Annotated in this window: 12 protein-coding genes; 8 read left to right on the forward strand and 4 right to left on the reverse strand. The window is 41.3% G+C overall.

Annotated features, from left to right (window positions below):
- Positions 1 to 69: 69 nt before the first annotated feature.
- Entirely contained in the window at positions 70 to 516 is a 447-nt protein-coding gene (locus tag ACW689_RS12795; protein WP_476291913.1) for an Hsp20 family protein, read from the reverse strand.
- Positions 517 to 688: 172 nt separating this feature from the next.
- A complete protein-coding gene (gene dapE / locus ACW689_RS12800; RefSeq protein ID WP_476291915.1) occupies positions 689 to 1,870 on the reverse strand; it encodes a succinyl-diaminopimelate desuccinylase in 1,182 nt (393 codons plus the stop codon).
- 271 nt (positions 1,871 to 2,141) lie between these two features.
- On the opposite strand from dapE, the gene ACW689_RS12805 reads away from it, so the two are divergent.
- Positions 2,142 to 2,792 (forward strand): OmpW/AlkL family protein, encoded by a 651-nt coding sequence (locus ACW689_RS12805; protein WP_476291917.1) that lies wholly within the window; start codon positions 2,142 to 2,144, stop codon positions 2,790 to 2,792.
- 56 nt (positions 2,793 to 2,848) lie between these two features.
- On the opposite strand, the gene ACW689_RS12810 is transcribed toward ACW689_RS12805, so the two are convergent.
- A complete protein-coding gene (locus tag ACW689_RS12810) occupies positions 2,849 to 3,379 on the reverse strand; it encodes a thioesterase family protein (protein ID WP_476291919.1) in 531 nt (176 codons plus the stop codon).
- 126 nt (positions 3,380 to 3,505) lie between these two features.
- On the opposite strand from ACW689_RS12810, the gene ACW689_RS12815 reads away from it, so the two are divergent.
- Complete coding sequence (locus ACW689_RS12815) at positions 3,506 to 4,006, forward strand: hypothetical protein (RefSeq protein WP_476291921.1); 501 nt, start codon at positions 3,506 to 3,508, stop codon at positions 4,004 to 4,006.
- Between the two features lie 12 nt (positions 4,007 to 4,018).
- Here ACW689_RS12815 and tyrR read toward each other — a convergent pair whose 3' ends face one another.
- A complete protein-coding gene (tyrR, locus tag ACW689_RS12820; RefSeq protein ID WP_476291923.1) occupies positions 4,019 to 5,575 on the reverse strand; it encodes a transcriptional regulator TyrR in 1,557 nt (518 codons plus the stop codon).
- A gap of 346 nt (positions 5,576 to 5,921) precedes the next feature.
- On the opposite strand from tyrR, the gene ACW689_RS12825 reads away from it, so the two are divergent.
- The 6 genes from ACW689_RS12825 to hppD all read left to right on the forward strand — a co-directional run bounded on the left by ACW689_RS12825 (position 5,922) and on the right by hppD (position 13,137).
- A complete protein-coding gene (locus tag ACW689_RS12825) occupies positions 5,922 to 7,163 on the forward strand; it encodes a hypothetical protein (RefSeq protein ID WP_476291925.1) in 1,242 nt (413 codons plus the stop codon).
- On the forward strand, positions 7,163 to 7,996 hold the full coding sequence (locus ACW689_RS12830) for a poly-gamma-glutamate biosynthesis protein PgsC/CapC (RefSeq protein ID WP_476291927.1): 834 nt from the start codon (positions 7,163 to 7,165) through the stop codon (positions 7,994 to 7,996). Before ACW689_RS12825 ends, ACW689_RS12830 begins: the two co-directional genes overlap by 1 nt.
- The gene (locus ACW689_RS12835; RefSeq protein ID WP_476291929.1) at positions 7,993 to 9,039 is read left to right on the forward strand and encodes a hypothetical protein; all 1,047 of its coding nucleotides are present in this window, start codon (positions 7,993 to 7,995) and stop codon (positions 9,037 to 9,039) included. Before ACW689_RS12830 ends, ACW689_RS12835 begins: the two co-directional genes overlap by 4 nt.
- A 44-nt stretch (positions 9,040 to 9,083) precedes the next feature.
- Positions 9,084 to 9,404 (forward strand): hypothetical protein, encoded by a 321-nt coding sequence (locus tag ACW689_RS12840; RefSeq protein ID WP_476291931.1) that lies wholly within the window; start codon positions 9,084 to 9,086, stop codon positions 9,402 to 9,404.
- Positions 9,405 to 10,203: 799 nt separating this feature from the next.
- A complete protein-coding gene (locus ACW689_RS12845; protein ID WP_476291933.1) occupies positions 10,204 to 11,637 on the forward strand; it encodes a peptide MFS transporter in 1,434 nt (477 codons plus the stop codon).
- A gap of 453 nt (positions 11,638 to 12,090) precedes the next feature.
- The gene (gene hppD, locus ACW689_RS12850; protein WP_476291935.1) at positions 12,091 to 13,137 is read left to right on the forward strand and encodes a 4-hydroxyphenylpyruvate dioxygenase; all 1,047 of its coding nucleotides are present in this window, start codon (positions 12,091 to 12,093) and stop codon (positions 13,135 to 13,137) included.
- Positions 13,138 to 13,222: the final 85 nt, after the last annotated feature.

Below are 13,222 nucleotides of genomic sequence, written 5' to 3' on the forward strand. Positions count from 1 at the left end.
AATGCCGCTAAAACGATTAGCGGCACTTCATTACTTTTGCTAGGGAGTTTGGTTGGAGCTTACTTTTCGCTATTTGTTATCGATGAGTTGGCCTGTTCCAATTTCAATTTTTCGCGGTTTCAGCGCTTCCGGTATTTCTCGCTCTAGATTAATCACAAGTAAGCCATGTTCTAATTCTGCACCAATCACTTTAACATGATCACCAAGTTGGAACTTTCTCTCAAAGCTGCGCTCTGCGATACCTTGGTGAATAAATTTGCGCTCACTTTGGGCACTTTTCTGTGCCTTGGTGCCAGATACTTTAAGCGTGTTATTTTCAGATTCAATATTCAGCTCTTGCTCACTAAAACCAGCAACAGCCATGGTAATTTGGTATTTGTCTTGCTCTAGTGCTTCAATGTTATACGGCGGAAAGCTTGGCTGCTTATCTGTACGTGCTGCGGCATCCATCATCGATGCTAAGTGATCAAAGCCAATAAATGAACGGTATAACGGAGATAGGTCTACTGTGCGCATAATAATATCCTCATAATTAAGCGATATAGGTCTATGACTCTTCAGCTTGAACCAGTCACAACCTTTATGTTTTAAAATTCAAAATGTTGGTTAGTGAAAACCCTTTATGGCGTCTTCACTAACCTATTTATGGTCAGCAGATTTATTTTCAAGAATATTTATAAACTTTTTTCTAAATTTGTTTTTTTAGAAAAAATTCTTGTAAAACATTTAAGTACATTTTCTCTATTTTTTCTAAGTCAGATATAGGTACACGCTCATTCACTTGGTGTATAGTATGATTTCGTACACCACATTCCACAACCTGCGTATTTTCACTCGCAAAAAAGCGCCCATCTGATGTTCCACCTGAGGTGCTCAATGCAGGATATTGCCCTGTTACCTGATGGATCGCTTTTTCGGCCAAAGCTAAAAAACAATTTTGTTTACGGCTGCCCGTGTAATAAGGCTCACAAGGTCGCTCCCAAACAAATTTTAAATGGTGCTGCCACTTGCCTAATACAGACTCGACTAGCGCGCAAACACTCTCACCACGATATGCATGGCTATATCGAATATTAAAAGTCACTTCACATTCACTAGGCACCAAATTATCCACAATATTTGGCACCGTGATCCCTGTGACTTGTAAATGCGTTTTTGAGCCAGGCTCATCCTTCCACCACACCAATTGTGTCAATGCAGAAACGATTTCACCGGCAAGGTGGGCCGCATTAACAGTATTTTCTGGATATGCCACATGGCCAGCTTTTCCACGCACCTGAATACGTCCAGACAAAGCACCTCGGCGACCATTTTTTATGGTGTCACCAACCAATTTATCTGATGTAGGTTCACCCACTAAACAGGCATCAATGGAGATATTGTGCTGTTGTAAAAAGTGCGCGATCCTTTTTGACCCGTACTCAGCCTCCCCTTCTTCATCAGAAGTAAGTAACCAGTAAAAGGTTCCCTGACAGGCTGTTGAGTGCTTATTTAGCGCCTCGGTCGCGCTAAGCATTGCTGCGATACCCCCTTTCATATCAGCAGCACCACGACCAATGATCTCACCATTGACAATATCACCACTAAAAGGCGGTACATCCCAACCTCGATCAGTGGCTGGCACAACATCAACATGGCCAGCAAAAGCTAGGCTTGGCCCGGATGAAAAATGCCGTCTCAGCACGAGGTTTTTTACCCCATATACTTCTTCATCTAATAGCACCTCAAAACCTTGTGCTTCTAACATTGCTGATAGCCAAGATAAAGTTCCAGCATCACAGGGTGTGACAGATGGAGCTTGGATAAGCGTTTGTAGTTTTTCGATGGTTGTTAATTCAAGGGATTTACGCGCGGCTAATTGATGTGCCATGATCTTCGGCTCTTAGTAGAACATACTGTTGACATTACAGCGTTCCGAAGTTGCGATTTCATTGCACTATCAAGTCAAGTTTATGACAAGTGGGTCTATTTAGGAGGCTCAGACGCAGAGGTTTGCTGATAAAACTTAATCTAAATCAAAGTTTCAAAAATTTCTGAACCTTCCATTCTCAAAATTTGATCTAGAACAGTTTTTTATTTTTCCTGCCCATTAATATGAACTCATCAAAAAGATATACCTCGTATAGGTTCAGGAGATGACAATGAAAACACTTAGCACTGCATTACTTTCAGCATTATTAGTAACAGCGCCTTTTGCTCAAGCACAATTTAGTATCAACGTGGGTGCTATCAACGTGAATCCTAGCGATACCGCATCTCACATTGAGCAAAACAAAGCGCTAGGCTTAGTGGCAGATTCAGATACACAGTTAGGTTTAACATTCGACTATCAGTATTCAGATAACATTACTTTTGAATTGATCGCAGCAACACCGTTTTCACACACAGTAAACGGTGCAGGTGGCTTACAAGGTGCTGAAATTGCAAAAGTGAAGCATCTACCACCAACATTATTGGCGCAATACCACTTTTTTGGTGCTGATGAAAAGTTTCGCCCATTTGTAGGTGCGGGTCTTAACTACACCGTATTCTTTGATGAAGAAGCGACACCGGCGTTACGCACCACGTTAGGCACTGAAGATGTAAAAGTAGATCTAGACAGCTCGTTTGGCATCGCATTGCAAGTTGGCTTTAACTACATGTTAAACGAAAAATGGGGCCTGCATGCTATGGTATCTAAAATGGATATCAATACAGATGCAACCGTATACGCAAATGGCGTAAAAACACTGACTTCAGACGTTGAGCTTGACCCTGTGGTTGCCATGTTTGGTGTTAAATACAAGTTTTAAGTTTTACTCACACAATTACTTTCTCAATCCCAAAGGCCACTTTATGTGGCCTTTTATCATTTATTGTTACTTTTCTTTTCTTCTAACATGGCTTTCCAATGCATGATCTCGACAGGAAGGATCGGTGTTTCCCCCTTAAAGCCCGCAACTTCAAGCATCTCTTCTACCGTCACAATGCCTTTTTTCTTTTTAAACACACCACGCACATAAGCGATAGCATGCAACCCACGCTCAGAGTGAAATTTTTGCTCAATGTAAAAGTACTTATGATCCCACCCCACCAAACGGGTACTCACAGTAAACGACTGAAAAGGTTTAATGTCTCTGATATAAGTGATCGCAGTGGCATTTACAATTGGAAACCAGCGACGCTTCATAACCGCAGAAAACAAACCAATCCGCTCTGTCATCCAAGTTCTCGCCAAGTCCATAAACGCCAAATAGCGTGAATTAGTTAAATGCAAATTGATGTCGCAGTCGCTTGGCATGACTTTAAACTCACAATCCACCACGTCGAGGAGTGATTGATATTCTTTGTTTCTTTTTATTTTCCAAAACAGTAACAGCAATCGAAAATAGAGGTTCATTGTTAAATGGTCCAACCAGACAAATAGACTAGGCAGTCTAACATACAAGCCTTACGGAGCAAGATTAACTTGCTAACTTTCGGTTGCTCAACTAGTCTTCAAAAAAAGCCTAACAAGTTGATCATAATGAAAAACCGTTATCTTGTATCCGCTCTTTGTGGATTATTTTCCTTGTTTTTTTCTCATCTTAGCTTTGCCGACTTTGATTTTGAAGGCGCAGGTACATTGCGTTACCCAACGGGCGTTGAAAAACCTTTTACATTCGGATTTGCGTGGACCAAAAAGTCAAAGGAATTCCGTATCGGTGGTAAAACCTACAATATGGCTGAATTACCAGAGTCTTACTCCATTGCCCTCACTTTGAGCAAAGATGACAACAAAGTTTGGATCCAAGAATTTAATAAAGGTTTTATTGAAGGATTTGACTGGCAAATTGGCAATCACCGAATTGCACTACAGAAAAAAGACTATAACGACGAGGTCAAAGGCAACTATTTGCTCACTTTTAACAAAGTAGATTACTTTTTAGCGCGCAGCAATATTAGTATCGAAATCACGTTCAAAGAAGATGGCATTGAAAATATTAAATTAGATGGGGTGACCAAAGATATGGGCATTAAAAATTAATGCCCATACTCGCTATACTTTGACCGTCTTACGATTGATCCCATATTCACGCAGTTTATTCGCCACTGCTGTGTGACTTAAACCAAGGCGTTTAGCCAACTGTCTAGAGCTCGGATACGCAGGATAAAGTTTGCGTAGCAATGTTGCTTCGAAGCGTTTTACAGCTTGTTCCAGTGAGCCTTCAAAATCGGACTCCAAATAACCCAAATCATGAGTAAATGTCGGTAATTGCATGTGCTCTACACGCAATTCTTGATCATCTAATAACGATACTGCGCGATAGATTGAATTTTCTAGCTGACGTACATTGCCAGGCCAAGGATATTGCTCCAAAAACTCCAGGCAATCTTGAGCCAATTTAGGTGCAGGATGACCATTTTGCTGTGCGTATTTTTGAATAAAGTGCTCAGCTAGCGGGCCGATATCTGCTTTTCTATCTCTAAGCGGTGCAATTTCTAACGTCAGTACGTTGATTCGGTAGTATAAATCTTCTCTGAAACTTCCCTCTTGCACCATCGCTGGTAGGTCTTTTTGCGTTGCAGCAATAATACGAACATTCACTTTAACTTCGTTTTCATCACCGACTTTACGAAAAGTGCCATCTTGTAAAAAGCGCAGTAGTTTTGTTTGAAGCTGCTTAGACATTTCGCCTACTTCGTCTAAAAATACCGTGCCACCATCAGCTTGTTCTAATACACCACGTTTTGGCGCTGCATTATCTTCATATCCGGCGTAGCCAAATAACTCTGACTCAGCAACATCGTCGGGTAACGACGCGCATGACAATGCAATGAAGGGTTTCAACGAACGATTAGAAGCATAATGACAAGCACGCGCTAATAACTCTTTACCTGTGCCTGTTTCTCCGGTGATCAAAATGGGCGCTTCAAGTTGCGCCATTTTACGCGCTTCACGCACAACTCTGCGCATTGCCGTACTGTAATTGTGGATGGTGGAAAAACTCTCCTGACCGTATCGACGAAATGCGCTAACCTGCTGGCCCAAACGGCTCTGCGATTTGATATTAATAACCGCACCGGCTAACACATCTTCATCATCACCCTGTGGTACAGAAATAGGCAAAATATCAGCGATATAGTCCTCTCCACCCACTTCAACTCGTGTGGTTTGACCGAGCACTTCTTTACCCTCTAACCAGCGAGTAAAGTTAAAGCCTTTAAGCAAATTATTGATATTGGCACCGATGATTTCTGTTTCTGGTTGGTTGAGATCTTTGCATGCCGCGTCATTGCAATGACGAACCCAACCTTTAGCATCAATTGAAATAACGCCATCAGGCAACGCACTTAACAGAGTATAAAGTTCGTTATGCTCACGCTCAGATGGCAAAAATGCAGTTGTTCGTACATCTTCAACACCATCAATCAAGCGTATTTCCGGCATGATTTTTTGAAATTGCTCAAATTCGATTGGAGGAAAACTCACATACATCCGGCAATTAACCGAATCTACTTCTATTCCTTTTAGATCTACTTGGTAACTCACCAAGATATTAAGTATTTCCTGAGCAATACCGATACGGTCCGCACAATGAATTTCAAGACGCATTTGTTCCTCAAAAGAGCATGTCACAACTTAGCGAGATAATACTCCAAGAATAGCGACTGGACTAGGAAAATGTAAACTATTTTGAACGATTAAGCCGATTTAATCAGCTTAATGATATATCTCAAAATTTAGATTCATAAAATAGCATTAGAAACGTTCACCTATTGAGCAGAGGCTAACCATAGAATTTAAAGCGATAAAACTTAATCCACTCCTTCGAGCATGCAAAGTGCGGAGTTAAATTGCAAAAATCTCCCCCGTATTTATTGCTTGCACAAGTAATTCTTAAGTCTAAGCGTGTTGATCCTTGCAGTGTGTTTTTGCAAGCCTACAAGTTATTTTTTTCATGTTTGTGCTGTTCGTACTACAAAAATACGCAATCAATATTGGTGCTGTGATCTCATTAATCATTAGTGCTATGTGGTTAGTACTGGGCTATTTGATGATTGCTTTTGCCAATACGCTGATACCCATTGTGCAACTTATTTTGTTAACTTGGCTGTCCTTAGTGTCAGTATTCTTACACAGTAAATACAAACAAGATCTCCACTTAAGAGAGCTCATCAACAACATCAATCAACGTATGTTTGGGCGATACTTACCAAAATCTATCATTGAACAATCTAGTCCTTGGGAGTCTGTACTCAGTCTAGTCAACCAACAACTTAGTTTAAATCGAGGCATGTTTTTGGCCCGCGTAGAAAGTGATCATCGCCTTTACGAGATCCAAGCAATTAACTGCCAACTGAATGACATAGAAGAGCTGAGGCGAGATTATGAGCGCCCGCCTTATAGTGATGCGATTAAAGAGCTCGGTGCTATAAAAATAGCTCGGCCGTTTTTTAAAGGGCTCAATAGTGATGAACTCCAATATATAGCGCCGCTCATGTATGCCGGCGATATTCGTGGTTTTTGGGTAATGACAATCAAAGGCCACGAAAACTTTAACGAAGCCGCATTCATTCACAATGTTAATCGTTTTGCCAGTCAGATAGGCGAACTTCTCTACCACTACCGTATCTCAATGCAAATACAACAATCACAAAGCCAAACATTAACGCGAGTACTTACCCTAAATTTATTAGAATCGCCAAGCAAAAAAGTGCAATCAGCCATTGCGGGAATGGAACAAAAACTCTCAACCCTAGAGCATTTGTTCAATCATTTAAATAGTGCCGTGATCGTGTTTAATTTATTTGGGCAAGTTGTTGAGGTTAATGAATCTTTTGAGACGTTAGCAGCAAAGCAAAATTTGAAAACATTTGGTATGTCTGCGTTCGATTTACTGATGCATTGCTGCCAATTTGATGCAGATACAACAAAAGGAAAGCTGCGTTATCTAACCCTGCACAAAGGTCAGTTTACGCGCCTTGTAGAATTTGGCACTCATCAATATATTTTAACCGTTGTGAGTATGGACAAGATAGCAGCCAATAGTCAGTTCGGCTCTCCTTTTTCAATCTCAGGGATTTTATTCGAGTTTATAGATATTTCCTCTTTACTGCAGATACAAGGCGACCCAAATATACTCGAAAAGCTTCACCGCCCGAGTATCTCGTCTGATAATGACAGTTGGGGTGATATATAGTGGAGTGGGCGCTTAGCATCTTTCCAACCGGAGGCGGATTAGGACAGTCGGTTATCACCACAGTGTGGGTTGGTATCGCAGTTGTCTGCTTTCTCAACCTGAGATTCGGCTTTCCTCTGACTGGGCTCGTAGTGCCCGGCTACCTAGTTCCTTTACTGATAGTTAGCCCAACTTCAGCGGCTGTTATCTTAATTGAAGCCATCGTGGTATATGGCTTAATGCGTTTCAGCGCCCAAACACTTATGGAAAGGTTTGGTTATGCGCAAATGTTTGGCCGAGACCGTTTCTTCGCCATTATTTTAATCAGCATTATGGTCAGAGTGGTTATGGACAGCACATTTTGGCCGCTGGTTGCTGATGAAATGAAGTTGTGGGACATCACTTTTGATTATGCATCCGATCTTCACAGTCTAGGTTTAGTGATCATCGCCTTAACCGCCAATGTGATGTGGAACAGTGGCTTTAAATATGGTGCAAAAGTCACTGCAGTTCAGCTACTGATCACTTATCTTCTAGTGCGCTATGTACTCATGCCTTTTACCAACTTCAGTATCGCCAATCTGGCCATCATGTATGAAGCCGTTGCCTCTTCCATCGTAGCAGCACCCAAAGCGTATATCATTTTAGTGCTCACTGCATTTATCGCTTCTAGAGCAAACCTTCGTTATGGCTGGGAGTTCAACGGTATATTGCTACCCGCCTTACTGGCGTTGCAATTACTACAACCCAGTAAGCTCCTTACCTCCTTTATTGAAACTTCTGTAATTCTCATTATCGGCACCAGCTTACTACAGTTTACGCGGCTTAGACGCCAAAAAACGAGGCGTTTATGAATAATTTAAAATGGCTGTTCCGCATTGCGATCAGGTTGTTCATAGTCTGCATATTCAGTTGGCAAACCTATAAGCTATTTTATTGGCTATCCTCAGCAAAGCCTTTAGCCCAAAAACAAGGCGACGAAACGCGTTCAACAGTGCACTGGTTAGAAAGTAATAGGCCTTTAACTTATACATTTTCACCCTCACAAGCGATTGAGATCAGAATCTTATCCAATGCAATCTTAAATGCAGAACAGCCTGCCGATAGCAGCGCACATTATGCAATACAATATGAGCTGTGGGATGATAATCAACAACTGATCACACGCGAACGCTACCATCACGCAGCCCGTTTTATTGCGCAAAAAGACCAGCCGACAAAACAAATAATGGAGAATAAAGAAACACTGCATGTTTCCTCAGGACAATCTTTTTACCTGCGCCGTCATGTTTTTAATAATGCAAAAAAGCTCGTCCTCAACTTAATTCCTGAAGATGCATTCATCAAAGGCGTGGTAGTTAGAGTCCACGCCAAAACAAAAACCAATGAGCAAGATGCTCAACGCACTTGGCAAAAATATCCTGTTTTATGGCGAGATAGGATCAGCCAATATCACACGCTAGGTCCTTACGCCCTGAGTGATAGTGAAATAGCGAATGCAGTGCAATATGACTGGCAAAAACTCGCGCCACTTGGCATTCCTGAAGTCGACTTTGTACAAGGCGTTTTATACGAATCGCTACCCTATCATGTAGCCAGTTATGATTTTTCATCTGAACAGCTCAATACCGATGCATTTCTTAGCTCAAACACGCTCACAGCATCCGTCAATGTTTATCAGCAGCAAGACTTATATTTTTCGAGCGAAACGTCCCCTGATGCACTTAAACTCACTTGGTACGACCCCAAAAAGTTTGCCCCGCCAAAAACGCTAAGGGCCGAGAGTACTGATGTTGCCAATCAATATAAACTCAACGACGTAAATCCGGTCTTATCATTATTGAGTCAACAACTGATGTTTTGTCATCTTGGTTCGACCAAAATTTTCAGCTCCTGAGCGCACCACATAGCTTGTATTATCAAACCCGCGAACAAAACACCGTGCAGTATGCTGTAGAGCCACGCAGTGACCTAAAAATAGATATAAAAGGCACACCTAAAACACAAGCCACAATACGCTTATTTGACAAGCAAGGTTTAGTCGTTAGGACCTTCCTATTAGAGTTAAACCGAGCCCTGTCTCGCTATGAACGTGCAATCAATAACGATACAACTCGCAGCGCCGTTTATGACTCCGAGATTGTCTATTTGCGCTCATTGCCCGAAACCGTCACACGAATAGACATCACCACAGACAAAAGCAGTGCAATTAGGTTGCAAGCAAGAAGCGAGCATTTCAATTATCAAAGCACTTATTGTTAGCAACTATGCGACCCTCAAGTCGAAGACTTCTTATACATTCCTGCTTGGTTTGTGCAAAAGGCCTCAAATGCGCACGCATTCTCACAGTCAGAGAGTATCCTCAGAGTGCGTTCGTTTAATGCTCCACCGGAAGAAAAAACATCACGGTCACATTATCGCAGTACGCAGCTTTTTAATACTTTACCCCTGTCCAATATCGCTTTGCTGAATGAGCCCAAGCGTTATGACATAGAGCCTACGCCCCTTAAAGACTTTCAATTTCGATTACTCACTGACCCATCTAATTTGACAAAAGACCAAACTGCGACAACCGCAATTATTGTAAAAAACCATCGCCCAGCAGATCTATCAAGACATCGCAAGCCAACATATTACTTTGGAAAAAGCCAAAACCGAACTTGCCAAATTAAACCAAAGCCAAAAACCTGGTTGGTTTACTGCTAAGCAAAAGTAAGAAGTGCATTGCTACGTCAACACACAAAATTAAGATATTAAATAATCCTAAAATCTCTATGTATATCTTAAGGTTATTCGAAAAAACCAACAACCAACAAAAAGGAATACAATATACACAAGAAACATTTTTTAAACATCTTTCCCTCAACTGAGCGCATACTACTTCCCCAACACGATTCATATGGGTATACTGACGCACTTTAAATGCATAGATAGTCGGTATCTAGACACCGAAAATCGAGCATATAACTACAATCGGCCACCCGTTCAAATGCATAACTATTTGCACGTAAAAGACAATTATAAGGCCATACAACACAATTGATTTAATTAGGAAGCACATATGAGTTCAACACCTAATGCAGGTCAGTTTTTAGGACATCCTAAAGGCCTATTCCTGTTGTTCGGCACAGAAATGTGGGAACGCTTTGGTTATTATGGCATGCGCGCCATTTTAGTTTTATACCTTGTTGCCATGACACAAGATGGCGGCTTTGGTTGGTCTAATGCTGATGCTCTAAGCCTATACGGTACTTTCACCATGGCTGTATATCTAACCCCATTATTTGGTGGTTGGTTAGCTGACAACGTGCTAGGTCAACGCAAAGCCATCATTATCGGTGGTGTATTAATGGCCGCGGGTCATTTCATTATGGGTATTCCACACGCACTTGTAACTGGCATGGAAGAAAACGCTTTCTATCTCGGCCTAACATTGCTGTGTATTGGTAACGGTCTATTCAAGCCAAACATTTCAACTATGGTTGGTGACTTATATGAAGAAGGTGATAAACGTCGAGATGGTGCGTTTACTATCTTCTACATGGGTATCAATATGGGTGGTGCAATCGGTCCTCTAGTTGCAGGTGGTATTGCAGCAGCAATTAACTGGCAGGCTGGTTTCATCGCCGCTGGTATCGGCATGGTAATTTCTGTTGTTTTACAACTTGCTTTAAGTAAAAAATACCTTGGCGATATTGGTGTTGTTCCAGCAGCAAAACTATCTGCTGCTCAGTCAAGTTCAGGCAAGCAAGAACCATTAACGAAAGTAGAAAAAGATCGCATCAAAGTTATCTTTACCATGAGTGTGTTCAGTATCATCTTTTGGATGGGTTTTGAGCAAGCGGGTGGTCTTATGAATATTTTCGCTAACGATTATACTGACCGTATGCTAATGGGTATGGAGATCCCTGCTTCTTGGTTCCAGTCCCTAAACTCAATTTTTATCATCATCTTTGCACCATTGGTTGCCATGATCTGGTTAAAGCTTGATAAGCGTGAGCCAAACTCACCAGTAAAATTTGCAATTGCGCTCGTTTTCCTAGCACTTGGTTTCTTAACTATGATGCTTGCACTGATCACTGAAGGCTCTGGTGAAGGTACAATGCAGATCAGCATGATGTGGTTAGTACTATTCTACTTATTCCATACTTTGGGTGAGCTATGCCTATCACCAATTGGCCTTTCAATGGTAAGTAAATTAGCACCACTGCGCCTAGCATCATTACTAATGGGTATATGGTTCCTGTGTACAGCAGTTGCTAATAAGATCGCAGGTGTCGTTGGTTCGTTCATTGGTGAAGGCCAAGAAGCGGTTGGCAATGCAATGGGTATCTTTATCGGTTTAGGTGCAACTGCGTTACTTTCAGCTACAGCAATGTACTTACTCAGTGATAAGCTTGTTGATTGGATGCATGGTGCTGAAGGTCCTAGTGAGCCACACACACAAGAACATGTTCTAGCTGAAGAATTAGAAGTAGCCGCTGTAAAACAATAATCGCAGCGATTATTTTCACAAAAAACCGTGTGCTGGCCACACGGTTTTTTTGTATCTGACAATGCAACTGAAAGTATTTGTACAGATATGTTTACACATGATATTGCATATTCTCTAAACGTATAACGCTTATGCCGTTATATCCAATAATACGACTTTCCATCCAGGTTACAATTAACTCTTTCTTTTCATATGGTTAAGAAAAAAATCTAAGGGTTAAAAAAAGATAAAGTGAATGGCTTGTACGTTTGTTCTTCTCTTAAATAACTTTTCAGCCACCTTTGTCATCACAAGAGGCACACATTATTCAATTTGTGCAACTAAATTTACAAAACCCCAGTCTGCTAAATAAAGGACGACTCTTCCTCTTTGCTGAGTTTTGATTAATCATCTGCTCACTGAAAAACATAATCTAACAAGCAACCCAATTTGCTTAATTGCGGGAGTATGACAATGAGTGAAGTAAAAAATCCACTAGGTTTAGTTGGTATTGAGTTTACCGAGTATGCAACACCAGATGCGGACTACATGGATAAAGTATTCACCGACTTTGGTTTCTCAAAGCTTAAAAAGTTTAAAGATAAAGACATCGTTTACTACAACCAAAACGACATCAACTTTTTACTAAATAACGAACGCGAAGGCTTCTCTGCAGCATTTGCTAAGAGCCATGGCCCTGCTATTTGTTCAATGGGCTGGCGTGTAGAAGACGCGCAAAAAGCGTTTGAAGTCGCTGTTGAGCGTGGTGCAAAGCCTGCAACTGACTCTGCAAATAAAGACTTACCATACCCTGCGATTTACGGTATCGGTGACAGCTTAATCTACTTCATCGAAGTATTTGGTGATAAAGGCTCAATCTATAACAATGATTTTGTTGACCTAGAAGAACAAAATATTGTTAAAGATAAGGGCTTTATCCGTATCGACCATTTAACTAACAACGTATACAAAGGCACCATGGAAACATGGGCTAACTTCTACAAAGATGTTTTTGGCTTTGAAGAAGTACGCTACTTTGACATCAAAGGTCAAAAAACAGCGTTGTTGTCATATGCACTTAAGTCACCATGCGGCACCTTCTCAATTCCAATTAACGAAGGTAAAGATGACAACAACAACCAGATCGATGAGTACCTAGACGAGTACAATGGTCCTGGCGTACAGCACTTAGCGTTCCTAACTGACGACCTAGTTGGCTCACTTGACCAGCTTGATAAAAGCACAATCGCAACGCTTGATATTGTCGATCACTACTATGACACTATCTTTGACCGTGTACCTTGGGTTAAAGAAGACAAAGACAAGATCAAAGAACATCAGATCTTGGTAGATAGCCAAAGCGAAGACTGCTACCTACTACAAATCTTTACGAAGAACCTATTTGGACCCATCTTCATTGAGATGATCCAACGTGTTGACGATGGCGGCTTTGGTGAAGGTAACTTCCAAGCGCTATTCGAGTCAATCGAGCGTGATCAAGAGCGTCGCGGCGTTATCTAAGCTTTATTAAAGTTATTATTTTCACAAGCAGCTTTTTAAAAGCTGCTTTTTCCATTTTAGTTAAGGCAAAATAGCCCTAACCAAA

The organism is Pseudoalteromonas sp. ABE4_541 (genome assembly GCF_056312285.1).

What these genes read in the sequence shown, in the direction of transcription:
- ACW689_RS12795 (WP_476291913.1), bottom strand. Translation starts at nt 516, where the DNA reads ATGCGCACAGTAGACCTATCTCCGTTATACCGTTCATTTATTGGCTTT.
- dapE (WP_476291915.1), bottom strand. Translation starts at nt 1,870, where the DNA reads ATGGCACATCAATTAGCCGCGCGTAAATCCCTTGAATTAACAACCATC.
- ACW689_RS12805 (WP_476291917.1), top strand. Translation starts at nt 2,142, where the DNA reads ATGAAAACACTTAGCACTGCATTACTTTCAGCATTATTAGTAACAGCG.
- ACW689_RS12810 (WP_476291919.1), bottom strand. Translation starts at nt 3,379, where the DNA reads ATGAACCTCTATTTTCGATTGCTGTTACTGTTTTGGAAAATAAAAAGA.
- ACW689_RS12815 (WP_476291921.1), top strand. Translation starts at nt 3,506, where the DNA reads ATGAAAAACCGTTATCTTGTATCCGCTCTTTGTGGATTATTTTCCTTG.
- tyrR (WP_476291923.1), bottom strand. Translation starts at nt 5,575, where the DNA reads ATGCGTCTTGAAATTCATTGTGCGGACCGTATCGGTATTGCTCAGGAA.
- ACW689_RS12825 (WP_476291925.1), top strand. Translation starts at nt 5,922, where the DNA reads ATGTTTGTGCTGTTCGTACTACAAAAATACGCAATCAATATTGGTGCT.
- ACW689_RS12835 (WP_476291929.1), top strand. Translation starts at nt 7,993, where the DNA reads ATGAATAATTTAAAATGGCTGTTCCGCATTGCGATCAGGTTGTTCATA.
- ACW689_RS12845 (WP_476291933.1), top strand. Translation starts at nt 10,204, where the DNA reads ATGAGTTCAACACCTAATGCAGGTCAGTTTTTAGGACATCCTAAAGGC.
- hppD (WP_476291935.1), top strand. Translation starts at nt 12,091, where the DNA reads ATGAGTGAAGTAAAAAATCCACTAGGTTTAGTTGGTATTGAGTTTACC.